We start from the raw sequence: 25478 nt of genomic DNA, 5'->3' as shown, positions 1-25478 counted from the left end.
CACTATTCAGAAAAGACATTTTCAGTTTTAATTTTTTCCTAATGCCACAGCTGTCCTGCACAAAAAATCCTAACTTGAAAATATGCCACTCAGAAAAGAGAAAAAACCTCTGCTTTGTTTTGACCAGAACGGGATCTATTGTGAACCTGCCGGGGTATATCTTGATCCCTGGAAACCAGTTGACAAAGCTATAATTACCCATGGTCATGCAGATCATTCCAGGTGGGGCCATAAGCAGTACATTACCCACCACACCAATGTTCCTATTATAAAACACCGGCTAGGAGAAATAGAAGTTTCCGGAAAGGAATACGGCGAGACCTTCACTATAAACAATGTCAAATTTTCCCTTTTTCCGGCCGGGCATATCATTGGATCGTCACAAGTGAGGGTCGAGCACAAAGGGGAAGTATGGGTTTTTAGCGGAGATTACAAAACAGAGGATGACAAACTTGCAGTACCGTTTGAACCGGTGAAATGTCATGCATTTATAACGGAATGCACCTTTGGATTGCCCGCCTTTAAATGGCTTCCGCAGGAGCAGGTGATGAACGACATCAACAGCTGGTGGCAACAAAATCAATCTGAAGGAAAGTCTTCTGTTCTTTTCGGGTATTCCCTCGGAAAAGCGCAGCGGCTGCTAAAGTTCTTAGATCCCGCAATCGGAAAGATCTTCACCCACGGTGCCATAGAAAATATGACCGAAGTGCTAAGGCCTTTTGCAGACTTTCCGGAAACGATTAGGATCACCCGTGAAACAAAAAAGGAAGAAATTAGAGGCGGAATGGTGCTGGCGCCGCCCAGTGCCCACGGCAGTACCTGGATAAGGAAAATGGTGCCCTTCGAAACCGGTATGGCCAGCGGCTGGATGGCCTTTAGAGGTGCCCGTCGCCGAAGGGCAGTCGACCGCGGATTTGTATTATCAGATCATTGCGATTGGCAGGGACTTTTGGCATCCATTAAGGCCACAGGTTGTGAAAGAGTCATCTGTACCCATGGATATACAGAGATCTTCTGCCGCTTCCTAAACGAAATAGGTTACGACGCCCGTACCGCCGAAACGCAGTACGAAGGAGAACTGGCAGAGATGAATTCAAAATCTGATGACGAAAACGATGATCAATAATCAATAATCAATTAACAATAACCAATATTCAATATTCAGTATCAAGTATTCAATCCCAATTAACCAATTGACTAATCCCTAATTAACTAATTAACCAACGTGGAGGAATTCGCAGCACTCATACGGGAACTGGACAGCACCAACAAAACCACGGTGAAGGTGGCTGCCTTGACGCGCTATTTTCAGCGGGTGCCTGATAAGGACAAGGTATGGGCCATCGCCATTCTCTCTCACCGCCGTCCGCCGCGGCCGGTGAACACAACTTTGCTTCGTACCTTTGCAGCCGAACTGGCGAAGATTCCGCTTTGGTTGTTCGAAGAATCCTATCATATTGTAGGGGATCTTGCTGAAACTATTGCGCTGGTGATTCCGCCGGCAGAGGAATCCAGCGAAAAAAGTCTGACTCAGTATCTGGAGGAGATCATTGACCTGAAATCGGCCACCGAAGCCGAAAAAAAAGAATACCTGCACGAGAACTGGGCAGCGCTGAATTATTACGAGCGCTTCGTTTTCACAAAGCTAATTACCGGAAGTTTCAGGATCGGCGTGAGTCAGAAGTTAATGACCCGCGCCCTTTCCAAAGCTACAGATATTGATGAAGATGTGCTGGCTTATAAGCTGATGGGAGACTGGGATCCGCAGAAAATTACCTTCCAAAAGCTCATTTTAGAGGAGAATGAAGAAGACTTTCTTTCCAAACCTTATCCGTTTTATCTTGCTTATGCCATTGAAGATGAGCCTAAAGACCTTGGCAATCCTGCCGACTGGTCTGCCGAGCATAAATGGGATGGGATAAGATCCCAGGTGGTGATTCGGAATCGGGAGATCTTCGTGTGGAGTCGGGGAGAGGAGCTCGTTACAGATAAATACCCTGAATTTTCGGCATTTTTGGAGGTCATTCCCGACGGAACAGTGATAGATGGAGAGATCCTTCCGTTTCCGGGAGGAGACATTGGCACCTTCAATGACCTGCAAACCCGCATCGGCCGAAAAACAGTTTCCAAAGCGCTGCTGAATAAAGTCCCCGTGATCCTTAAAGCCTATGATGTGCTGGAGTGGGAGGGAAAAGATATCCGCACTTTGCCCTATTTAGAACGCAGGAAGATCCTGGAAAAGTTACATGCAACAGTAGCAACTGAAGATCTACCTTTTCACCTGTCTGAAACAATTTCCTTTAGCAACTGGGAAGAAGCCACCGTCGAGCGGGAGAGGGCACGGGAAGTAAAAAGTGAAGGTTTGATGCTAAAGCGTTGGGATTCGCCATACCTGGTGGGAAGAAAAAAAGGCGACTGGTGGAAATGGAAGGTGGAGCCATTGACTGTAGATGCCGTGCTCACCTACGCCATGCGCGGCCACGGCCGCCGTTCTAACCTATTTACAGACTACACCTTCGCCCTCTGGAAGGATGATGAGCTGGTAACTTTCGCTAAAGCATACTCCGGACTCACAGATGCTGAATTCCGCCAGGTGGATGCCTGGATCAAGAGAAATACTCTGGAACGCTTCGGCCCCGTACGTTCCGTAAAACCCGAACTGGTTTTCGAAATAGCCTTCGAGGGCATAGCAGAATCCAACCGCCACAAAAGCGGCGTCGCCACAAGATTTCCGAGGATATTAAGATGGAGACAGGATAAAACAATAGAAGAAGCAAATACAATAGAAGAATTGAAACAGTTGATACCGAAATAGACCACTCCGTCTCCGCTATCGCGGATCCACCCCTCCTTGAAAAAAGGAGGGGAGCTTTGGGAACAGCTTTGCTGTTCCTGTGGTTAAATGTGGGTTTGACAAAATTTCAAAAGTGAAGTAGAATTTTTAATAGTAGTACAAATAGCTCCTTCCCTTGCTAAGGGAAGGTGGATTCGCCGAAAGGCGAAGACGGAAGGGTCTAACGGCTGCTTCTCGTTTCTAATAAAGCAAAAAATGAAAAAGAAAATCCACAATCGTAAACCCCTCGAACCCTACCGCAAAAAACTCCGCCACCACGGAACGACAGCCGAGGCCTACCTGTGGACACATATACAACAAAAGAAACTGGAGGGAAGGAAGTTCAGGAGGCAACACAGCATCCTGAATTTCATTGTGGATTTTTATTGCGCAGAAGAAAAGCTGGTGATCGAACTGGACGGGCAATACCACATGAATCCTACTGCAGAGGAAAAAGACGCCATTAGAACTAAAAAGCTGGAGGAATTAAATATGACGGTGCTGAGGTTTGAGAACAGAACAGTATTTGATAATTTGGATTGGGTGCTGGAGGAAATTAAGAGGCATTTCAGGAGCGACGGACCACCCCGTCTCCGCTACCGCGGATCCTCCCCTCCTTAAAATAAGGAGGGGAGCTATTTGCTTGTGCTAGCACAAGCACGTAACAAGATTTAAAATAGAACACGAATTAAAAGCTCCTTCCCTTGCTAAGGGATGGTGGATCCGCCGCAAGGCGGAGACGGAAGGGTCCTATGGGAACAAGAATTTAAATTTTAACCAAAAAACACTCTTAAGAGTACAAAACAACAGCTCCTTCCCTTGCTAAGGGAAGGTGGATTCGGCGAATAGCCGGAGACGGAAGGGTCCAACCACGCAGAATCATGAATAAGAGAGACCTCATAAAACTCGCAAACGACTGGTTCAAATCCCGGTCCTGGAAGTCCTTTGCTTTTCAAAAGGATTCCTGGAACGCATTTTTGGATGGAAAGCATGGGCTATTAAACGCTCCAACCGGAAGTGGAAAAACCTATGCGCTCTGGATTCCTATCGTTCTCGATTACATTTGGCAAAATCCCGATTATAAAACTAAACACAAACCAGGACTAAAAGCTATTTGGATCACGCCACTGCGAGCACTATCGGTGGAGATAGAACAAGCGGCTAATCGCTTTGCCGAGGATATCGGCAGCGGATTGACAGTAGGAATAAGAACGGGAGATACCTCTCAGAAATTACGTGCCGCCCAGAAGAAACAAATGCCCGACCTCCTTATCACCACACCCGAGAGTCTGCAGTTGCTGTTGTCCTCCAAAGGTTATGAGAAAACTTTTAAAGATCTGAATGCCATAGTCATTGACGAATGGCACGAGCTCCTGGGTACCAAACGCGGAGTGCAGATCGAGCTGGCGCTTTCCCGGCTCAAAACTGTGGCTCCAAAAATGAAGATCTGGGGGATCTCTGCTACCATTGGTAATCTTCAGGAGGCAAGGGAGGTATTGCTGGGCCCGGGATCGGAGGCTTTTGAAAACTCTGTTTTGATACGTGCCGATATCAAGAAGAAGATCACGGTAAAATCCATTATTCCGGAGAAGATGGAAACCTTTCCGTGGCGCGGGCATCTGGGGCTGCATTTGATTGATGAGGTGGTGCCTATCATCAGGAAATCAAGAACGACACTGCTTTTTACGAATACCAGGTCCCAATGTGAGATCTGGTTTCAGCGGATACTGCAGAAGTATCCGGAATTTGCCGGGGAACTGGCCATGCATCACGGGAGTATCAACAAAGAAACCCGGCTATGGGTTGAGCAGGCGATTCGGGATGAGCAGTTAAAAGCGGTGGTGGCGACTTCCAGTCTGGACCTGGGAGTGGATTTCGCGCCGGTGGAGACCATCATTCAAATCGGCGGACCTAAAGGTGTCGCAAGATTTCTTCAGCGGGCCGGACGAAGTGGGCATCAGCCGGGGAAGGAGAGTGTGATCTACTTTTTGCCGACACACGCAATGGAACTTATCGAAGCTTCAGCTTTGCAAAAAGCCGTGAAGCATACTGTAGTGGAAGATAGAATCCCGTACCTGAATTCCTTTGATGTTTTAGTCCAATATTTGACCACTCTTGCTGTCTCCGACGGATTTTTTCCGAAGAAAATCTGGCCCGAAGTCAAATCGACCTTCTGTTATCAGGCGCTTTCCGAAGAGCAGTGGGAGTGGCTGCTGAACTTTATCACGCAGGGGAGTCAGACGCTGCAGGCTTATGACGAGTACAAAAAGGTGGAGATTGAGGAGGACGGACTATTCAAAGTGAATAACAGAGCAATTGCAATGCGGCATCGTCTGCAGATTGGAACTATAGTAAGCGACGCGGTTTTGGCAGTAAAATATTTGGGCGGTGGATATATTGGCACAATTGAAGAATGGTTTATTTCCAAATTGAATCCGGGGGATGTATTTACTTTTGCCGGAAAGAATCTGGAGCTATATCAGATCAAGAATATGCAGGTAATCGTAAGGAAATCGAAAGTCAAGAACTCCCGCTTCCCCAGCTGGGCTGGTGGAAGAATGAGTTTTTCAGCCCAAATGAGTGAACTGCTGCGGGAGGAGATGTTTGTAGCTTCAGAACAGGAATTTGAGAACTCTTCAATTGAATTACAGGCACTTGCTCATACTTTTGAAAGGCAGAAGAAAGAGTCGATCATTCCTAAGAAAGATGAATTTCTTATTGAGACTTTTAAAACCAGGGAAGGTTATCACGCTATTTTTTATCCTTTTGAAGGCCGCTTTGTGCATGAAGCTTTCTCGAGTCTACTCGCCTACAGGATCAGTTTATTGTCGCCCATCAGTTTCTCTCTGGCCTTTAATGACTACGGTTTCGAATTACTTTCGGACCAGGAGATTGATATGCAGCAGGTTTTTGACAATGACCTTTTTTCCGCGGAATATCTTATGGACGACCTTCAGAAGAGTTTAAATGCCACTGAAATGGCCCGCCGAAAATTCCGGGACATTGCGGTCATCGCCGGAATGGTTTTTACCGGCTTTCCAAACAAGATGATCAAAACAAAGCATCTTCAGTCAAATTCGCAGTTATTGTTCAGTGTATTCAGGGATTACGAGCCGGACAATTTATTGTTTCAGCAGGCGTTTAGGGAGACATTCGAACATCAGTTGGAGGAAGGAAGGTTAAGATTGGCCATGGAACGGATTTCGGAACAGAAATTGGTTTGGAAACAATGTGAAAAACCCACGCCTTTCGCCTTCCCCATCATTACCGACAGGATGCGCGAAAAGTTATCTTCAGAAAAACTGGAGGACCGAATTAAAAAAATGATGGCTCAATGGGGTGACCTGTAGCTTCAAAAATGACAAAAACACTTAGTCTTTATAATCAGACGTTCATACTACATCCATCCGGAGCTATGTTTTGGGAGGAGGAGGACATGCTGGTGATCAGTGATGTGCATCTGGGGAAGGTGTCGCATTTCAGGAAGTTTGGCAGTGCTGTGCCGCAGCAGGCGGTAAAAGGCAACTTTCAGAAAATGGATGCTGTAATTGCATTTTTCGCACCTCATAAAATTGTGTTTCTTGGGGATCTTTTTCACAGCACTTTAAACAAGGAATGGCTCATCTTCGCCACATGGCTGGAGAAAATTTCCGCTGAAGTTATTCTAGTAGAAGGGAATCATGACATCATTTCTCCCCTGAAATACGACGCTCTGGGAGTGAAATCTATTCGTGAGATTGTGCTCCACAATTTCCTCTTCACTCACCATCCCGAAGAAAGAGCCGGATTTTTCAATTTTTCCGGACACATACATCCCGGGGTAAAGATCAACGGCCTCGGCCGCCAGCAACTCAAATTATCCTGCTTCTTCAAATCCAAAGATCAATTGATCCTGCCGGCATTCGGCGAGTTCACAGGCAAACATATCCTCATTCCGCAGGGAGATGATGAGGTGTATGTAGTGACGAAGGAGGAGGTGATTTGTTTGAATGATTAGAAAGTCGGGCTGCTGGAGCCAAGAACTAAGATTTTTTTTCAAGAACCTATATATTGGGCTAAAGCCCTATCATAATATTAATCTTTAACCACTGGCTGAAGCCAGTGGCAATTCATGAGTTGCAAAACATGACTTATTTTAAATTCATTAATTGCCTCCGCCTTCAGGCGGAGGATTACGAGATAAATAAAAAGGGCTTCAGCCCAAAATTAGGTGAAGCATGATAAAGCATTTTTTAAGAGAGAAAACAAAAATAGATTTACATGAATTGCCTCCGCCTTTAGGCGGAGGATTAGAGGATATAAAGAACCAGGGCTTTAGCCCAATTCTCAATTCTCAAATTTTTTGAAATTGTAATTCTTTATAAATTCCTCATATTCCTCCTGGAAAGATTTATGTCTGTGATGCTCCTCTTGATTCTTAATATAATTCCTTAAGCTGTCAAGATTGGATTCTGAAACTGAAACAGCGAAGTAATCATCCTGCCATTCAAATTTTGCCTTGGTTAGATTATTTTTATTGATCCAGTGAGAAGATTCTCCTTTAATCAAATTGATCACCTTTTGAATGCTTTGATCAACTCCTAAAGAGACAAGACAATGACAATGGTCTGCATACCCATTGACAAAATCTACAAATATTCCTTTTGCTTTGGCATTTTCTGCTATATGCTGCCACACCTTTTTTCTAAGCTCCGGAGTGTTGAGATGAGGAACTCTGTTTTTGGTGCTCCATACAAAATGGATGTAGACCTTTATGTGTGGCATGAGGATTTAATAATTGGCTGATGATGAATTTAATAAATTATTTTGAGACAAAGGATTGGGCTAAAGCCCTGATCTTGCTCAAATATTTAACCACTGGCTGAAGCCAGTGGCAATTCATGAGTTGCAAAAATAAATGATTTACAAACTCATGAATTGCCTCCGCCTTTAGGCGGAGGATCAGATTATAAAGGGAAAAGGGCTTTAGCCCAAATTGTTCTCTACCAATGAAACTCCATAACTTGCTCAAATATTTAACCACTGGCTAAAGCCAGTGGCAATTCATAGGAGTGGTAACAGAATATGAAGAATTACTGTCCTCCATCCATGAATTGCCTCCGCCTTCAGGCGGAGGAACCGAGGATTATATTTTTAAGGGCTTCAGTACAATTAAAATTTTACTATGTCAGGACTTTTTAAAATTGCTGCCTTGGAATTTGGGCTAAAGCCCTGATCTTGCTCAAATCGATAACCATTGGCTAAAGCCAGTGGCAATTCATAGGAGTGGTAACAGAATATGAACAATTATTATCCTCCATGCATGAATTGCCTCCGCCTTTATGCGGAGGTTCCAAAGGAATTAGAAATTAAGGGCTTTAGTTCAATTAAAATTTTCCTATGTCAGGACTTTTCAAATTGCTGCCTTGGAATTTGGGCTAAAGCCCTGTTGAGATCCTTATTAAAAACCACTGGCTGAAGCCAGTGGCAATTCATGGTCCAAAATCAAATGAATTGCCTCCGCCTTTAGGCGGAGGATCAGAGAATGATTGGGACATGGGCTTTAGCCCAAATAAACCTTCCAATTAACTAATCCCCAATTAACCAATCTCTTTCATTTAATTTAACTTCTGTTTAAAACTCACCACCTGTAAGCATTGAACTTTAAACTTTATCTTTGCACCAAATTTTTAATTTTTGAGTAAATCTTCTATTGCCCAAAGCTTTGCACAGTCGGCTCAACAGCTGGAACTGGGGAAAGCCCTTGCCCTGCCGCGAAATAATGTTCAGTTAAAAGGCCTTGTCGGTTCAGCACTTTCTTTTGTGGTGGCCAATGCTTTTGAAGAGGCTGAAAAGCCTTTTCTACTGATCTTCAATGACAAGGAAGAAGCTGCCTATTACCTGAATGACCTGGAGCAGTTGCTGGGTGACAAAAATGTGCTTTTTTACCCCGGAAGCTACCGCAGACCATATCAGCTGGAAGAAACAGATAATGCCAATGTTCTCCTGCGGGCAGAGGTACTCAACCGCATCAACTCCCGGAAGAAACCTGCCATAATAATAATAACTTATCCGGATGCCCTTTTTGAGAAGGTAGTGACCCGGAAGGAACTGGAGAAAAACACACTGAAGATAAAAGTCGGAGACGAACTTTCCATCGATTTTGTGAACGAGGTGATGTTCGAGTACAAGTTCAAAAGAGTGGATTTTGTGACCGAACCCGGAGAATTCTCAGTAAGAGGGGGAATTCTGGATGTGTTTTCTTTCAGTAATGATGAGCCATACAGGATCGAGTTTTTCGGGGATGAGGTGGAGAGCATCCGGACCTTTGATGTGGAGACGCAGCTGTCGACAGATCAGGTGAAGAAGATCACGGTGATCCCGAACGTGGAGCACAAGCGGCTTCAGGAGGTGCGGGAGAGTTTTTTGAAGTATATTTCAGATAACACCGTCATCTTCAGTCAGGATCCGCATTTGTTGTATGATAGGATAGACAAACTCTTCAGCAAAGCTGAAGAAGCGTTTAAGAATCTTTCCGAAGAAATAAAGCACAACGAGCCCAAAGAATTGTTCTGTAATTCGGCACTTTTGAAGGAGCAGATGCAGGAGTATTCTCTGGTGGTGACCAACTCCCATCAGACCCTGAAACAAGTTCAGGGTGACGCTGAGGTTGAGCAGATAGAATTCAGTACCAAACCACAGCCTTCCTTCAACAAGAATTTTGAACTGCTTATTCAGAATTTACGGGAGAACAGTGAAGACGGGTATACGAATTATATTTTCTGCGTCAGCGAGCAGCAGGCAAAGCGTTTCCATGACATTTTTGACGACATGGAAGGCGAGGTGAAATATAAAACTGTGGTGCTTTCTATGTACCAGGGTTTTGTTGCCGATGATCAAAAAATGGTTTGCTACACAGATCACCAGATCTTTGAGCGGTATCATAAATTCCACCTGAAGAACGGCTACGCCAAGAAGCAGGCGATTACCTTAAAGGAGCTTACGAACCTCGAAGTGGGCGATTATGTCACGCATATTGACCACGGAATAGGGAAATTTGGTGGACTTCAAAAGATCGACGTCGAAGGCAAAAAGCAGGAGGCAATCAAACTGATCTACGGCGAACGCGATATTTTATACCTGAGTATTCACTCGCTGCACAAGATCTCAAAGTACAACGGGAAGGATGGGAAGCCGCCCAAGATCTACAAGTTGGGTAGCAATGCCTGGAAGACCCTGAAGCAAAAGACCAAGGCGCGCGTCAAGCACATCGCCTTCAATCTTATTGAACTATACGCCAAGCGCAGGCTACAAAAAGGCTTCGCTTACGGGCCTGATTCTTACCTGCAACACGAGCTGGAAGCCTCTTTCCTTTATGAAGATACCCCCGATCAAAGTACAGCAACCGCCGACGTCAAAGCCGACATGGAGAACGAACGCCCAATGGATCGCCTGGTGTGTGGGGACGTAGGCTTCGGAAAGACCGAAGTTGCCATTAGAGCCGCCTTCAAGGCAGTAGACAACGGAAAACAGGTGGCGGTGCTGGTGCCTACTACCATTCTGGCATTTCAGCATTATAAGACCTTTACCGAACGCCTGAAAGATTTCCCTGTAACCGTAGATTATTTGAACCGTTTCAGGACTGCCAAAGAAAGGAAGACTACTTTGGAAGAGCTGGAAAACGGAAAAGTGGATATTGTCATTGGAACTCATCAGCTGGTAAACAAGGCGGTGAAATTTAAAGATCTCGGACTGCTGGTGGTGGATGAAGAGCAGAAATTCGGGGTGGCTGTTAAAGACAAGCTGAAGACCATCAAAGAAAATGTAGATACCCTCACGTTGACTGCTACGCCCATTCCGCGTACGCTGCAGTTCAGTTTGATGGCCGCGAGGGATCTTTCCACTATTACTACTCCGCCGCCGAACAGGTATCCGATTGAATCGCATGTGATCCGTTTTTCCGAAGAGACCATTCGCGATGCTATTTCTTATGAAATTCAGCGGGGCGGGCAGGTATTCTTTATCCATAACAGGGTGGAAAATATCAAGGAAGTCGCCGGCATGATTCAGCGGCTGGTGCCCGATGCGAAGATCGGGATAGGTCACGGACAGATGGAAGGGAAGAAACTGGAAACTTTGATGCTGAGGTTTATGAACGGTGAATTCGATGTACTGGTATCGACCACAATTGTAGAAAGTGGACTCGACGTGCCGAATGCCAACACCATTTTTATCAACAATGCCAATAACTTCGGACTCTCCGATCTGCACCAGATGCGCGGGCGAGTAGGCCGAAGCAATAAAAAAGCATTCTGTTATTTTATCACTCCTCCATATTCTGCTATGACAGATGATGCACGGAAGCGTATCACCGCCCTGGAGCAGTTCAGCGAACTCGGTAGCGGATTCAACATTGCTATGAAGGATCTGGAAATTCGTGGCGCAGGAGACCTTTTAGGAGGGGAACAAAGCGGATTCATCAACGAAATAGGCTTTGACACCTATCAAAAAATCCTGAATGAAGCCATCGAGGAACTGAAGGAAAATGAATTCAGGGATCTTTATCAGGAGCAGGAGAAAGAGGATAAGGAATATGTGAAAGACACACAGATCGATACGGACTTCGAATTGCTGTTCCCGGACGATTACATCAATAACATTTCAGAAAGGCTGAATCTTTACACGCAGCTCAACAACCTGAAAACCGAAGAAGAGCTTCAGAAGTTTGAAGCCGAGTTGGTGGATCGTTTTGGAGAACTACCTGCAGAGGCCGAAGATCTTCTGAACAGCGTTCGTATCAAGTGGATCGCTTCCAAAATTGGCTTAGAGAAGATCGTGATGAAACAAGGTAAACTGATCGGCTATTTCATTGCTGACCAGCAGTCGCGATTCTACCAGAGCAAAGCCTTTACAAGAGTACTGCAATACGTGCAGACGCATCCACATAGCTGCACCATGAAGGAAAAGAAGACCCGCAGCGGGTTGAGGTTGTTGCTGACCTTTGAAAAAGTGATTTCGGTGGATAAAGCCTTAAAGGTACTACAGCCGCTTGATATTAAGGTGGAGGTTGAGGTGGAGGAAAAATAACACCTCTCAAAAATGACATTTTTGAGAGGTGTTATCTGCTCTTGGCCAGTATCTATTCTATTTCAGTCAATGGGTAAACCCGAAAATATTTAGGAGGTTCACAGTTATAATCCACCAGGTATATTGTAAAATTTTGAAGATGAGAAGCGAGTCTGTAATCTCTCAGTTTATTTACTTTCTTTTCCTCATTAAAAAAATCGGAATTTCTAATATATTGTTGAAAATTTTCAATTTTTTTTGGGGGGGCGATATCACTTCTTCGCTCCATTATTTTAAACAGGAAAGTTTCTGAAGAACCTTCGTCTTTTAAAGCATCCTTAATATAGAGCAAATTCTCATCGTACCTTCCTTTTAGAAAATAACTTTCATCTAATTCAAAAAATATGGTATCCTTGAATTTATAAGAGGTCATGTCATTCTGAGCATGTGAAAAACACCCTAACAAGGTGACAACTAAAACAATGTATCTTTTCAATATTTTCATTGTGGGCAGTCTTTACCTAATAATCCTAATTTTTGTTCTTCAGCTAAAATAAGCTTTTTTACTTCCTCCGTTAGGTTTACATATGCCTGAACATTATGATTTTTTAACCCCTGCCATGCTAATGCCTCATAAAAAAAGTCACTTGGTGGAGTTCCGAAGTAATTGACGTATGCATTATAATCTGCTGTCAAGGCAGTTTGATGAAAATTCTTAAGGGCATCTCGCATACTTTCTACATATAACGACGCCATAGTTTCATGATGATCTTCTTCATATTGTTCAAAAATATTTTTGAAATTTAATTCAAGAATGGTATTCGTCCTACTTTCCAATTTTCTAAAGATATCAGCGTGTATATATTCATGAAGTAAGGTTCGAGTAACAGCTAGAGCAGAATTTCCATTAGCATTTGTCGAGCTGATATGTATTTCAATAACATTATTTACAGGAGATCTTGTTATGGCGTTAACGTAATCCTGTAAATTTTCCGACCATACTTTATCTTTTGATAAAATTTTAATATCAAATTCAGTACCATCTCCTTTAAACTTGGCTAACAAATCTTTGACAAAGGAATTTCCATTTTTATCTAGTAAATCATTTATACATTTTTCTTTGTCCTTCAGTTCACTATCATCAATTTTATCCTCTTCCTCATTCGGTTCTGGGGTAGTTGAGGTTTCGCCTCCTCCGCCACCGCCGCCGTCATCGTAGGCTTTGTAGTAATAATTTTCCTCTTCTGTACCACCACCATCAATAGCATAAATTGTAGATATGGAGACATATGGAGTTGGTTCAGAAGTGGTGCCCTCGAGATAAACCTCATCCAATTCTCCGCAATTCCAATCCTCACCCGTTTTGTATGAATCACAAGGACTGCTCGTCTTAGAAGTTGATTTTGTTGATTTAGGAAGAAATTTGGAAACTAAAACCCCATCGTTTAATTTGTATCCAACCAAAGATTCACCATCTAAGGTTTTAATGCTCATTTTTCCTGAAAAAAATTTAGTTGAGATTTTTTCATCCTTATACAGTGTGAGTATTCTTCCTTCTACAAAACCTTCTAATTTCATCATTAAAATCCGGCTATTTCCACTATTGTTTTTGATAGTTGCGGGAATAACAAGGATCTTTTCTTCAGTATTTAATAACTCTTCGTAAGTCATAGAATCCCAATGAGGTTCAGCATAAGAATAATCGGCACTTTTTAAAGATTTCCTGTTGCCGGAAAAGTTATTTAACAGATCTAAAGCTTCCTTTTCGGAAACTGTTTCCAAAAAAGAATTCTGAGTTTCAGCAGGAAGTAGTTCCTCTTTTTGGCAACTAACAAAGGCCAAAGCAAATAAACAAACGAGCAGGTAAATTTTCTTCATTTTATATTTTATAGAAGATTAATTAAAACCTGCATTTAAGGTAGGGAGGCAGTGTCGTGCTGCGACAAAAATGCAATAGATGGAGCAATTTGTTTTTTTTTGAATTATGCAAGAAAAAGTTTACATTTTTCTCTTTTCCACAACAATACCATGAAAGAAAAGAAAAGCCGCAGCGGGTTGAGGTTGTTGCTCACTTTTGAGAAAGTGACTTCGGTGGATAAAGCTTTGAAGGTGCTGCAGCCGTTGGATGTGAAAGCAACTGTGGAAGCCCCCTGACGCCGGAGGGGGAAATTTAATGAGGAAAAATAGAACCTGTCAAAAATGTCATTTTTGACAGGTTATTTGCAGCAGATCTCACAGGTATTTGAGACCTGTGAGGTCTTTCTTAATTACGTTCTACTATCCAGATTCTCCCGCTCATTCGTTCCCTCAGTGGAGTCGTGGTAGAGCTTTTCAAGAGGAACACTGGTAAGTCCATGAACAACTGTCGAAGCGGCTACTATAAGGCTTGGAATGATCCAGGCGTCTTCAAAATGTGCCTTATCCTTTGATATTACCGCGTAATAGAGTGCGGCAACTCCAATAGGCCCAAACCATCCCATGATGAGCACGCTGTAGATCTTTTTCCGGAATTTTGGCATGACGGGCATGAGCAGCAAAAGGGCAGGTAGCCTTCTAAAAAGTAGGATGAGAATAACTATCCAGACTGCCGTCCAGCCCATGCTGTACCAGTCCTGCCAGGGGAGCATAAGACCCAAAATGAAGAATACCGGCACAGTGGTAAGCCGTTCCATAGTCTCCTGTATCCTTTCTTCTTCAATATCTTCATTTGCAGTAATATCCTTTGCGAATGCAAAGCCGCCTACAAATACAGCGATAATAGGATTCATTTCTAAGATGTGGAAACCGCCCAAAAGCAGCAACGCCACAGCAATAGAAAAGGACAACAGGGTTTTAGTATTGAGAAACCCCGCTTTATGTGCCTTCTTCATCAGGAAACCGCAGCCATACCCAACGCCATAAGCCAAAATAGCACATAAGATATTTTCGTAAAGCAGCACTTTTGTAAACCACTGACCCAGATCTCCACCGCCCTCTGCACCCAGCAGGTAGAGCGCCAAAAAAACGATGGGATAAGCAAAACCGTCATTAGCACCTGCTTCAAAAGACAACGTATTCCGAATATTTTCCGGGAGATATTTTTCAGCTTTTTCTCCGGTAACCAGAGTGGATGCGACCACAGGATCTGTAGGAGTAATAATAGCTCCGATCAAAAGGCACTCAAAAACTGAAAAGTCGGGAAGCAGCAAATAAATTATTCCGCTGCTCAGGCCCCACATGAAGATCATGCCGAAAATGACCAGGTTGGTAAGTGAAGTAGCATTCTTTCTGAAAATGTGTTTTGGCAGTCGCAATGCTGTTGCCATTAGTGCCATTGCTATTGTAAACTGGCAGGCGAGTTCGAGCACTTTAAATTCACTTTCAGAATCTGTAGATTCTATAACATTTAAAACATCAGGACCAACTAACACGCCTAAAGCAAGTGCAAGGAATGGTTCCGTAATTGAAATGTTCTGGATTTTCTTGTAGAATGCACCTGACAGTATGATCAGGAGACTTATAAAGAAAATGATGAGCATTAAATCCATAGGTAGATCTTTTTGATGGCTCCTTTAAATTTAGGAAGTTGCTGCTTCTATTTTCTTAAGATTTATTTAAATGTCTGATTTTGAACCCTCAGGGACTGACCAGCCTGAGCCAGAAAGCCTTAAAGTTCCCTTAAGGCTATGGCTCTTTTTCTCACTTTCTTTTATCTTGTAGTGCAGGCAGGTCCTCAGAAGCTTTATCTGCTTACAAAACAAAGAAATTTTCATGCGACAACTTTTAATCAAGATCCCTAAAGGACATAAAAAAGAGGTATTAGAGACAGTGGAGGAATTCCAGGGGAAGAATACGATCTTCCTTCCTAATGAAGAACATGATGTTTTCTACGTTTTTCTTCCCAATGAAAAGGTCAATGATTTTTTGAAAAGGATTGATGAGTATGAGGAACCTGAGGTGAACCTCATTCCCCGGGGAGTAATCTCTATGTATCCCCCGGCTTCTGAAGCACCAGACCAGGTAGCCGATGTACAGCCTAAAAGTTCTCTTGAGATTTACCTGGGGGGAATACAGAGTGTGGGATCTAAGTTTGGACTTATAGGTTACTCACTAGTGGCTGGAATTATTGTGTGGATAGGACTCTTTACCAGTACGAGTTATTTACTGGTTGCCGCCATGCTGGTTGCGCCTTTTGCCGGTCCTGCTATGAATGCTGCTTTAGCAACGGCTGCCGGGAAAGCAGATCTGCTAAAAAGTAGCCTTGGGAGATATGGAATTGCTATTATTACAGGGATTGTGGCCAGTTTTATTATGACACTGTTATTTCCGCTAAAGACCCTTACTCCGCTAATGGAGCAGATAAGCCAGGTTTCTAAATTTGCGATATTACTACCATTGGTTTCAGGATTTGCGGGAGCGGTGAATATTTGCCAAAGTGAAAGAGATAGTCTTGTTTCCGGAGCAGCTGTAGGTATTTTAGTGGCAGCTTCTCTTGCCCCGCCGGTGGGACTTGTTGGTGCCGGAATGTACATGATGGATTGGCAAGTGGTTTTTAGTGGTCTCTTCAGGATCCTTTTACAGCTATTGGGGATCCATATTACAGCGACTCTGGTCTTCTACTTTTTTGGAAAAGTTAGTCCCCGCGGAGTTCGGTTCTTAAAGGGTAGCAAAATGATAGGACTCGTCACCACCGGAATTGTTATTTTGGGGATTGGAGCCATGATGTTCTGGCAATTTAGTCAGCCGCCTTTTCTCCGAAAAGCCAGTATGAATACTGAACTTAACGAAGTCTTTGATGCAGAACTTCAAAAGATTCCATATATCCTGGTTCTGAATAAAGATGTAACTTTCACCAATGAGAAATTTGAAGGCACTCCCGTGGCTAACTTTGCTGCCACTTTAATGTTAAGGGATACGGCTCTGAACAAAGAAAAAGCAAAAACGGAAGTAATTAGACATTTGAAGCAGAATATGAATTACGAGGTGGAAAATCTCTATGAGGTCTTCGAAATTAATTTTGTTGAAAGATAAGTAAGAGCCATGGACGACACTACTTTCTTGTGGAACGGGATTCAGCCAATCATACGTATCATTGTCGTAGGTTTTACTGCTTATATAGCAATTGTGCTTATTCTTCGGGTTTCCGGAAAGAGAACTCTGGCCAATATAAGCGCTTTTGACTTTGTAATTGCTGTTGCAGTGGGTGCTGTTTTCGGTCGTACACTCACCACAAAAGATCTTTCGATTTCTGAAGCGCTTACCGCTTTTATCCTACTTGCAGTATTACAGTTCATTTTTGCCTATTTTGAAGGAAAGTCAAAAATGTTCAAAAACATTTTCAATACTTCACCCACCTTACTGTTCTACGATGGAGAGTTTATTCAAAAGAACCTTCACAAAGAGAGACTTGACAAGAGCAAAGTAATTGGTGCAGCCAGGAAAAAAGGATTTGGAAGTATGGATGATGTTGCCGCCGTAATTCTTGAAATAGATGCGACTTTATCTGTAATCGGAAAATCAAAAGAAGGAAAGACCTCAACTTTCAAAGAACTGCTCGAGAAAAACGAACTTTAGAAGTGCAAAAATGCATCTTCCAGATGCTCCAGTCTTGTACCCGCTTTGTTCTTGATAATGGCAATAATGTCAAATCTTACTTCCACATCAAGATTATGCTCATTAACAAAAAAGTCGATTGCCTTTACCAGCTGATTGATCTGTTTCTTCTTTACAAATTCCTGCGGATCCCCAAAATCTGGAGTGCTTCGGGTTTTTACTTCAACTACCGCCAGGATATTATCCTTACGGGCAATGATATCCACTTCTGCCTTCTGGTATAGAAAATTCCGCGCAACAATTTTGTAGCCGGTTTTTAAAAGATGAGCCACGGCCATCTCTTCTCCTTCCTTTCCCAGCTCATTGTGTCGTGCCATAAGACAAATTATTTGCCGTTGTGGAGCATCACAGCTCTCACTCTTAGATTAAGATTGAGGATATCTTCGGGATCTGCTTCAATGATCTGGTCGCCATAAAATCTTTGTGGAGGGGCATTGACAGGAGCCAGAAAAACCCGAATATTAGAATCGGCCAGTTTGCCGTCATTCCAGTCAACCGCGCCGCTGTAATCCCATCCAAAACCATAGAATTTTATTGGGCCATTATTGATCCTTTCCAGTTCTTCATATGTAGTGCCTACCTTAATTCCATTCTTTGTACTCCATTTTCCTTCATTATCGAAATAGAGCTGGTAAGGACGAGTACGACTTTCATCTTCCCAGATGATCAAAAGCTGGTCTGCAGTTTCGGGATAAAGAATGCTATAGGGAAGTTCCACAGTTCCCTCTTCAAAAAGATCGATGCCTTCAGCTATTCGGGCTTCGGGAAATATTTCTTTAAGGTTATTATCTGCAATTATTCCCTCAAGGTTTTCAAGCTGGAATTTTTCGGGAGAATTAGAAGTTATTTTTCTGCTTTTACAACCTGCAGCGAGCAAAATCAGCCCCAGGATTAAAACTTTCCTCATGATTATTTTTTTACTAAAGTGCGTAAGATTTGCCGCATAGGCACGCCCTTTTGCTAAAATTTAACTTGTATTCCCCTCCACTTGCTTAACTTTACAGACTTTAAATTTTAACATGAATTCACCAAAAAGATATACGATCACAGCAGCCCTTCCTTATACAAACGGGCCCATACATATTGGCCATTTGGCCGGAGTTTACGTGCCGGCCGACATTTTTGCACGTTACCAGAGAATGCAGGGTAAAGATGTGGTTTTTGTATGCGGGAGTGATGAACATGGAGTGCCTATTACCATAAAAGCGAAAAAAGAAGGCGTTTCTCCCCAGGATGTAGTTGATAAATACCATAAGATCATAAAGCAGAGCTTTGAGGACTTCGGAATTTCTTTTGACAATTATTCGCGGACTTCTGCAAAAATACACCATAAAACAGCTTCGGAATTCTTTAAAAAACTCTACGACGCCGGAAAGTTCACCGAAGAAACAACTCAGCAGTTCTACGATGAAAAAGCCGAACAGTTTCTTGCTGATAGATTTGTAGTAGGTACCTGTCCAAAATGTGGTTTTGATGGCAGTTATGGTGACCAGTGCGAAAAATGCGGCACCAGTCACAATGCGACAGATCTCATTAATCCCAAGTCGGCCATTACCGGTGCTATTCCAACTTTAAAGGAAACAAAACACTGGTTCCTTCCGCTTGATCAATATGAAGGCTGGCTTAAGGAGTGGATCCTTGAAGGTCATAAAAAAGACTGGAAGCCGAATGTGTACGGACAGGTAAAATCCTGGATCGATGACGGACTTCGCCCTCGTGCCGTTACCCGTGATCTTGATTGGGGAATCCCAGTGCCGGTAGATGGAGCAGAGGGCAAGGTGCTATATGTGTGGTTTGATGCGCCAATAGGTTATATCTCTTCAACAAAAGAGTGGGCCGAGAAAACCGGAAGAGACTGGGAGCCTTACTGGAAAGATGAGGATACTAAGCTTCTTCACTTTATTGGAAAGGACAATATTGTTTTTCACTGTATCATATTTCCGGCGATGTTAAAAGCTGAAGGTGGTTTTATCTTACCTGATAACGTGCCTGCAAACGAATTCCTGAATCTCGAAGGTAATAAGCTTTCCACTTCAAAGAACTGGGCGGTTTGGTTGCATGAATATTTGGAGGAGTTCCCGAAGCAACAGGACGTTTTACGTTATACTTTGACCGCCAATGCGCCCGAAACTAAGGATAACGACTTTACCTGGAAGGATTTTCAGGCGAGGAATAACAATGAGCTGGTGGCTATCTTCGGCAATTTCATCAATCGGGTAGTGGTGCTAACCAACAAATATTACGACGGAATAGTTCCGAAGCCGGGAAACTTCTCAGAAGTTGATGAACAAACTTTAACCGAATTAAAAGCTTATCCTGCGGTTATTGCCAGCTCCATAGACCGCTACAGGTTCCGGGAAGCACAGGCCGAGCTAATGAATGTGGCCCGCCTCGGAAACAAATACCTGGCAGATGAAGAACCCTGGAAGCTCATAAAGACAGACGAGGATAGGGTGAAGACCATAATGTATGTGGCCTTACAGATAGCCTCGGCCCTGGCTAGCCTCTGTGAACCTTTCCTGCCTTTTACCTCTCAAAAGCTGAAAAGTATGCTTGATTATGGACGTTCAACTTCAGAAGCTGTGATAAATATGAGTGGAGTTGTATTTGGAGAGGGCGTAGAAGAAAATGAATGGGAGCAAATAAGCGCAGGGAAAGAACTTTTAGAACCCGGTCATGCCATAGGTGAAGCGGAGTTACTTTTTTCAAAAATAGAAGACGAACAAATTCAGAAGCAATTGGATAAACTTGAAGCAACAAAAGCGGCAAACATAGCCGATAATAAAAAAGCAGAATCGCAAAAAGAAATTGCCACTTTTGAAGAGTTTAGCAAAATGGACCTGCGGGTGGGAACTATTGTGAAAGCTGAAAAAATGGCAAAAGCTAATAAGCTTCTTGTGCTTAAGGTAGATACCGGGCTGGATGTGCGCACCATTGTTTCAGGAATAGCCGAGAGCTTTAAACCTGAAGATATTGTTGGTAAGAAAGTGACAGTTTTGGTAAATCTTGCTCCGCGGAAGCTTAGAGGCGTGGAAAGCGAAGGCATGATCCTCATGACTGAAAATGCTGAAGGTAAGCTCGTGTTCCTAAATCCAGATGAAGACGGAGTTAAGAATGGGACGGTGATAACCTAAAATACAAATTATATTGAATTTGACATTGTCTCCCCGAGCACCTCGGCTGTGCTCGGCACAGGCTTTGTCGAGGGGTCTCTTCTGGAAAAGGAATCTTGGTTCTAAAAAGGTTTTTTAGGATATGTCTTTAGCGGGAGTCGGAAAGGCTCGATGATTATACAATTGTCTCCCCGAGCGGAGTCGAGGGGTTTGTTGGTGAAGAAGAATGGCAATTCTATACTCAAAAGGAGGTCTCGACGAGCCTGTCTTGAGCGATAGTCGAAAGGCTCGACCTGACACCCTGTGTCTATAAGACCATCCTGTACTAAGAGAGTCGAAACAGAGTTCAAGGGTCTCTCGTTAAGATGAGACTTAGTTGATAACAATGAAAAGATATTACGTCTACATCCTGGAATGTTCAGATAAACTTCTCTACACCGGAATAACAAACGATATTTCCAGAAGATTAGATGAGCATAATGCAGGTGTAGATAAAAACAGTTTCACGTTCAAAAGAAGACCCGTTGAGGTCATCTTTCATCAGGAATTCAATGATGCGAACCAGGCGATCTGGTTTGAAAAAAAGATTAAGAAGTGGAGTGCTCAAAAGAAAAGAGCTTTAGCTAATGAGGATGAAATGCTTCTGAAGCTTTTAGCAGAATGCAGGAATGAGTCCCACTATAGAAATAACACAAAAAAAGAGTAGGTCTCGATGAGCCTGTCTTGAGCGGTAGTCGAAAGGCTCGACCTGACATCGTTGGCGGTAGTCGAAACTAGACCGAAACAGAAATGGTCAAAACTGATTTTCCATCCCTTTACCTCCTGCCTCTCCTTAAAGACCACTATTTGCTGATATGAAGCAACTTCTGCTTAAGATACCTTCACTTTACTCAATTTTTCCGAGCCGGGATTTTTCAATGAAGATGAAGTCAGGAATGGGACGGTGATATCTTAGAAAGAAGTTTTATCATATATAAGGCTTCACAGGTTTTGGAAACCTGTGAGGCCTTATATTTCTATTCAAAAATTTTATTTTTTATAAGCCTCAGCGTATGGAGACCAAATCTCATAAATGGGATCTCCTTTGGAGCTCTTCCCCTTGTGATGCCACTCACCGTCTTTTACTTCGAAGTCGAAGTCGAGGCTTGCACCTACACGACTGTCATCTCTGGAGAAAAAATCAATATTTTCGGTGTATTTCCCGTTCTCAGCAGTATATGTTCCCCCGCCGGTGCCCGAAAATTCTTTTATTTTTGAATTGAAAGCTACCCATTGAAAACGGTCCCCGCCAATGATCTTAACGGTTCTGCGATCTCCCGGAGTGCTGCGTTGCATTTCTCCATTCCTTTGTCTTCCTGTAAAGACCCAATTGCCGGAAAGGTCATTCTGGTTTGAAGAAACCCTTTGCCAGGTCTGGGATCTATCATTTCCGGTCTTGATCGTGAACTTATCTCCTGCCTGTGAAAAGTCATATCTAATTTCTTTTCCCACCACGGAGGTGTCAGTTGTATTGAAATCGTAACGTTCAATATATTGATCGTTGTTCTCATACTCACCGCCTCCCGCTTCTATAAATTTATTTGTACCGACCTGTTTTGTGCCATAGGTAAAATACCCATCCTGATAAATTCTTATGGTCTCCCGGTCGGATACAGGTGTGCCGTTTTTTTCAACCAGTTTCCAGGAGCCCTCAAGATCCTGGGCAGATGACATTCCGAAGAATAATAGCAAAGGGAATAGGATCAGCTTTTTCATCAGGAATTTTAGATCCTCTAAAATAGCAAATTTTCTACTTATTCTTCCTCGTCGGTATAAGTGTCGTACTCCGGATAAAGGAAATTATTATAGGGGAATCTGGTGATGTGTATTTCACGCACTGCCTCGTAAACCTTCTTCCTGAATTCTTCAAGGTTTTCTTTGTTCAGAGCAGAGATGAACAGCACATTATCACCCAACCTGTTCATCCAGGTATTCTCCCATTCCGCTAAAGTGTTGTGAGAACTGGTCTTTTCGGTCATGAGATCATCTTCTTCGATCTTTTCAGCTTCGTAGGCGTCAATTTTGTTAAACACCATTAGAGTAGGTTTTTCTGCACTTTTGATCTCTGCAAGAATCTGGTTTACCGAAGCAATATGATCTTCGAATTGAGGATGCGAGATGTCCACTACATGTAGCAGCAGGTCTGCTTCCCTTACTTCGTCAAGAGTTGATTTGAAAGACTCGACCAGTTGAGTGGGAAGCTTCCGGATGAATCCTACAGTATCTGTAAGCAGGAAAGGCAGGTTTCTTATTACAACCTTTCTTACCGTGGTATCCAGTGTGGCGAATAACTTATTTTCAGCAAAAACCTTACTCTTACTAATTACGTTCATAAGAGTAGATTTACCCACATTGGTATATCCTACTAAAGCAACCCGTACCAGCTGGCCGCGGTTTCCACGCTGTACTTCCATTTGTTTGTCAATGGTCTCCAGTTTCTTCTTTAAAAGGGAAATTTTATCACGGACTATCCTGCGGTCGGTCTCAATTTCTGTCTCCCCGGGACCTCTCATTCCAATACCTCCGCGCTGCCGCTCAAGGTGAGTCCACATCCCTGCCAGCCTTGGAAGTAAATATTGGTATTGAGCCAGTTCCACCTGGGTGCGCGCATAACTGGTGGTGGCGCGTTGAGCAAAAATATCCAGAATAAGATTGGTACGGTCTAATACCTTGCAATTAAGTACCCGCTCGATGTTCTTTTGTTGGGCAGGGGAGAGTTCATCATCAAAAATTGCCGTTCCCACTTCATGCTCGTTGATATAATCCCGCACCTGTTCCATCTTACCTGAACCAATAAAGGTTTTAGGATCTGGCCGCTCCATTTTTTGGGTATATCTTTTCACTACCTCGCCTCCTGCTGTGTAGGTCAAGAACTCCAGTTCGTCCAGATATTCTTCAAGTTTTTCTTCACTCTGCTCCCGGGTGACGATCCCGATTAAAACTACTTTTTCGTATTCTAGATTGTTTTTTTCTAACATAAAAGCTTTGCTATACTAACAAAGTTACACAAATATGCTCTACAAGAACAGGACTCCATGTCCTCGTCCTCTTAAACATAAGCTAATTTTAAGGCTGCGGAAAATTTCTTCTGAAAATCCCTTTTTTAAAAGGTATAGGTCAATCCTGCTCCAAACACTTCCCGTATCTGAAAAGCGCCCACCGTGTTGTCGTCGTAGATGGCCTGAAAGATGAAATTGGCGGAAAGATATTGATTGATGCTCATATCAAGATTAAGCAGGTAGTCAATATCAACATTTCCCGGCTTATCCAGGTAATTCGAGTAGAGACTAAGGTTGTGCTCCATGTTTACATTGGTCATCACCTCATATTTTAAATAGGCGCTAACCGATGCTCCCAGTTCAAAGCGGCTGCTTTCTCCCCGGTCCACTCCGTAATAATCGCCGTCAACATAGCCCGGTGCAGAGGTGAATGCGGGATCTACAAAGATGAATCGGGCAGTTGCCGGAGCAAGATTAAACCAGAAATCATCACTTTTTTTCCACATCATACCGGGTCCGAATTGAAGATAGGCCGGAGAAAACATATGAGTAGTTTCGGTGCGGATCTCGACTCCATCAGCATTTTTGGAGTAGGTATATCCTTTGCTGAACTGCGTTCTGAAATTTGCAAAAAAGGAATAATACCAGTTGGAATTTTCAAGCTGTTTCCCGGCAATAGAATTCACCTCCAGGCGGTCGCTGGTCTTGCGGGTAAATTCATCTCCTTTGAGTTTTGTGAGTCCGTAGTTGGCGAGGAATTTATTGTCCCATGTGAAATCGCCCTGCCTGTAGTTGAGGTTGTAATCCAGGACAAGATTTGCTGCCATACTCGAAGTTCCGCCGCCGGTCCATTCCTTATTAAATGCCGACTGGTTGAAGAGCAGTTGAAATTTACCCTCAGAATTCCATCCTTGCGGCGGAGTTTCATCCTGTTCTTCCTGTGCGTTGACAACAAATCCAAATAAAATAAAAGCTGAGAGTAATAGTTTCTTCATAATTTATTTTTTAAATAAAGGTACAGACGAACAGGCTTCGCCATACATAATGCTTTTAGCAATAGGTTGTAGCTTATTTATGAGTTGCAGGTATGCATTTTGAGGAACCGGTCTGCGGGAACAGCCTTTTATAATGACAGGAATTCCGGTATATTCCGATAGATCAAGATTGCTAAGGATTTCAGTGTAAAGTATCGTTTCCAGCATTTCCAGGTCGCCCACAACCACCTTCTTTGCTACAGGAGCAAGGTAGGTGCTAAGGAGCATATGAGCCCAACCCGGAATAATGGCATCACTGGAGCAGGTTAGCGCCACAAACTTGCCGGCGTATTGCGACCAGTCATGCGATTTTGCGCTTGCTCTAAAATCTTTTTCTCTCAGAACAAATTCCTCCAGCAACCAGTCTTTAATATCAAACATTACCCGCTCTCCCTGGGGGTAGTAATCCTCCAGATTAATGGTAACAAGTTTGCTGTTAGCGACACGGTTAATAATCTCTTCGGCCATTGGTGGTTATAATTGTTTTCTTCAGCAGTAATTAAAGCATTCCAAGCTCAAGCTTGGCTTCTTCACTCATTAGTTCCTGAGTCCACGGTGGATCAAATGTGATCTCCACTTCACAATCTTTGACCTCGTTCATTGATTTGACTTTCTCTTCTACTTCCATAGGCAGCGATTCGGCTACGGGACAATTGGGAGTAGTAAGGGTCATAAGGATCTTTATCTCATTATCCTCATTGACCATAACGTCATAGATCAATCCCAGTTCATATATATCGACCGGAATCTCGGGGTCATAGATCGTTTTTAGAACAGTAACGATTTTCTCTCCAAGAATCTCCGAATTTTGTGCGTGTTCCAT

At 43.2% G+C, this 25478-nt stretch carries 22 protein-coding genes; 11 read left to right on the top strand and 11 right to left on the bottom strand.

Features of this window, described 5'->3' with window-relative positions:
* Positions 1 to 82: 82 nt before the first annotated feature.
* From G564_RS0110220 to pdeM, 5 genes are all read left to right on the top strand, one after another.
* Positions 83 to 1126 (top strand): ligase-associated DNA damage response exonuclease, encoded by a 1044-nt coding sequence (locus G564_RS0110220; protein WP_029037582.1) that lies wholly within the window; start codon positions 83 to 85, stop codon positions 1124 to 1126.
* A gap of 99 nt (positions 1127 to 1225) precedes the next feature.
* Positions 1226 to 2815 carry an ATP-dependent DNA ligase gene (locus tag G564_RS0110215; RefSeq protein ID WP_029037581.1) on the top strand — a complete coding sequence of 530 codons (1590 nt, stop codon included), beginning with the start codon at positions 1226 to 1228 and terminating at the stop codon, positions 2813 to 2815.
* 234 nt (positions 2816 to 3049) lie between these two features.
* Positions 3050 to 3454 (top strand): endonuclease domain-containing protein, encoded by a 405-nt coding sequence (locus tag G564_RS19050; RefSeq protein ID WP_051205393.1) that lies wholly within the window; start codon positions 3050 to 3052, stop codon positions 3452 to 3454.
* 260 nt (positions 3455 to 3714) lie between these two features.
* On the top strand, positions 3715 to 6183 hold the full coding sequence (locus G564_RS0110205) for a ligase-associated DNA damage response DEXH box helicase (protein ID WP_029037580.1): 2469 nt from the start codon (positions 3715 to 3717) through the stop codon (positions 6181 to 6183).
* A gap of 8 nt (positions 6184 to 6191) precedes the next feature.
* Complete coding sequence (gene pdeM, locus G564_RS0110200) at positions 6192 to 6830, top strand: ligase-associated DNA damage response endonuclease PdeM (RefSeq protein ID WP_029037579.1); 639 nt, start codon at positions 6192 to 6194, stop codon at positions 6828 to 6830.
* A gap of 329 nt (positions 6831 to 7159) precedes the next feature.
* Here the strand turns inward: pdeM and tnpA are convergent, their stop codons facing one another.
* The gene (tnpA, locus tag G564_RS0110195) at positions 7160 to 7597 is read right to left on the bottom strand and encodes an IS200/IS605 family transposase (RefSeq protein ID WP_029037578.1); all 438 of its coding nucleotides are present in this window, start codon (positions 7595 to 7597) and stop codon (positions 7160 to 7162) included.
* A gap of 912 nt (positions 7598 to 8509) precedes the next feature.
* Between tnpA and mfd the strand changes: the two genes are divergently transcribed.
* On the top strand, positions 8510 to 11899 hold the full coding sequence (gene mfd / locus G564_RS0110185) for a transcription-repair coupling factor (RefSeq protein ID WP_029037577.1): 3390 nt from the start codon (positions 8510 to 8512) through the stop codon (positions 11897 to 11899).
* Positions 11900 to 11951: 52 nt separating this feature from the next.
* Here mfd and G564_RS0110180 read toward each other — a convergent pair whose 3' ends face one another.
* Together G564_RS0110180 and G564_RS0110175 are read right to left on the bottom strand one after the other, a co-directional pair.
* Positions 11952 to 12383: a hypothetical protein gene (locus tag G564_RS0110180; protein WP_037373820.1), complete on the bottom strand. Its 432-nt coding sequence runs from the start codon at positions 12381 to 12383 to the stop codon at positions 11952 to 11954.
* Positions 12380 to 13756, bottom strand: coding sequence for a hypothetical protein (locus G564_RS0110175; protein ID WP_029037575.1), 1377 nt, complete (start codon positions 13754 to 13756; stop codon positions 12380 to 12382). Before G564_RS0110175 ends, G564_RS0110180 begins: the two co-directional genes overlap by 4 nt.
* A gap of 150 nt (positions 13757 to 13906) precedes the next feature.
* Between G564_RS0110175 and G564_RS20785 the strand changes: the two genes are divergently transcribed.
* A complete protein-coding gene (locus tag G564_RS20785; protein ID WP_262504840.1) occupies positions 13907 to 14032 on the top strand; it encodes a hypothetical protein in 126 nt (41 codons plus the stop codon).
* A gap of 113 nt (positions 14033 to 14145) precedes the next feature.
* On the opposite strand, the gene G564_RS19045 is transcribed toward G564_RS20785, so the two are convergent.
* Entirely contained in the window at positions 14146 to 15405 is a 1260-nt protein-coding gene (locus G564_RS19045) for a cation:proton antiporter domain-containing protein (protein WP_051205392.1), read from the bottom strand.
* 223 nt (positions 15406 to 15628) lie between these two features.
* Here G564_RS19045 and G564_RS0110155 point away from each other — a divergent pair, with 223 nt between their 5' ends.
* Together G564_RS0110155 and G564_RS0110150 are read left to right on the top strand one after the other, a co-directional pair.
* Entirely contained in the window at positions 15629 to 16888 is a 1260-nt protein-coding gene (locus tag G564_RS0110155) for a DUF389 domain-containing protein (RefSeq protein WP_029037574.1), read from the top strand.
* A 9-nt stretch (positions 16889 to 16897) separates the two neighbouring features.
* The gene (locus G564_RS0110150) at positions 16898 to 17431 is read left to right on the top strand and encodes a DUF421 domain-containing protein (protein WP_029037573.1); all 534 of its coding nucleotides are present in this window, start codon (positions 16898 to 16900) and stop codon (positions 17429 to 17431) included.
* Here G564_RS0110150 and G564_RS0110145 read toward each other — a convergent pair.
* A complete protein-coding gene (locus tag G564_RS0110145) occupies positions 17428 to 17787 on the bottom strand; it encodes a YraN family protein (RefSeq protein WP_029037572.1) in 360 nt (119 codons plus the stop codon). The genes G564_RS0110150 and G564_RS0110145 overlap by 4 nt on opposite strands.
* 8 nt (positions 17788 to 17795) lie before the next feature.
* Positions 17796 to 18377 (bottom strand): hypothetical protein, encoded by a 582-nt coding sequence (locus tag G564_RS0110140; protein WP_029037571.1) that lies wholly within the window; start codon positions 18375 to 18377, stop codon positions 17796 to 17798.
* A 112-nt stretch (positions 18378 to 18489) separates the two neighbouring features.
* On the opposite strand from G564_RS0110140, the gene metG reads away from it, so the two are divergent.
* The gene (metG, locus tag G564_RS0110135) at positions 18490 to 20604 is read left to right on the top strand and encodes a methionine--tRNA ligase (RefSeq protein WP_029037570.1); all 2115 of its coding nucleotides are present in this window, start codon (positions 18490 to 18492) and stop codon (positions 20602 to 20604) included.
* A gap of 364 nt (positions 20605 to 20968) precedes the next feature.
* Positions 20969 to 21289 carry a GIY-YIG nuclease family protein gene (locus tag G564_RS0110130; protein WP_029037569.1) on the top strand — a complete coding sequence of 107 codons (321 nt, stop codon included), beginning with the start codon at positions 20969 to 20971 and terminating at the stop codon, positions 21287 to 21289.
* 323 nt (positions 21290 to 21612) lie between these two features.
* Here G564_RS0110130 and G564_RS0110125 read toward each other — a convergent pair whose 3' ends face one another.
* The 5 genes from G564_RS0110125 to G564_RS0110105 all read right to left on the bottom strand — a co-directional run bounded on the left by G564_RS0110125 (position 21613) and on the right by G564_RS0110105 (position 25478).
* Positions 21613 to 22338, bottom strand: coding sequence for a hypothetical protein (locus G564_RS0110125; RefSeq protein ID WP_029037568.1), 726 nt, complete (start codon positions 22336 to 22338; stop codon positions 21613 to 21615).
* Between the two features lie 38 nt (positions 22339 to 22376).
* Entirely contained in the window at positions 22377 to 23600 is a 1224-nt protein-coding gene (hflX, locus tag G564_RS0110120; protein WP_029037567.1) for a GTPase HflX, read from the bottom strand.
* 125 nt (positions 23601 to 23725) lie between these two features.
* Positions 23726 to 24616: a DUF3078 domain-containing protein gene (locus G564_RS0110115; protein ID WP_029037566.1), complete on the bottom strand. Its 891-nt coding sequence runs from the start codon at positions 24614 to 24616 to the stop codon at positions 23726 to 23728.
* A 3-nt stretch (positions 24617 to 24619) separates the two neighbouring features.
* The gene (locus G564_RS0110110) at positions 24620 to 25123 is read right to left on the bottom strand and encodes a DUF2480 family protein (protein ID WP_029037565.1); all 504 of its coding nucleotides are present in this window, start codon (positions 25121 to 25123) and stop codon (positions 24620 to 24622) included.
* Positions 25124 to 25154: 31 nt separating this feature from the next.
* Entirely contained in the window at positions 25155 to 25478 is a 324-nt protein-coding gene (locus G564_RS0110105) for an SUF system Fe-S cluster assembly protein (RefSeq protein ID WP_029037564.1), read from the bottom strand.

It is taken from the genome of Salinimicrobium xinjiangense DSM 19287, assembly GCF_000423585.1.
Classification (GTDB): domain Bacteria; phylum Bacteroidota; class Bacteroidia; order Flavobacteriales; family Flavobacteriaceae; genus Salinimicrobium; species Salinimicrobium xinjiangense.
The sequence above is the reverse complement of the archived record's forward strand: the minus strand, read 5'-3'. Positions and strand labels throughout refer to the sequence as shown.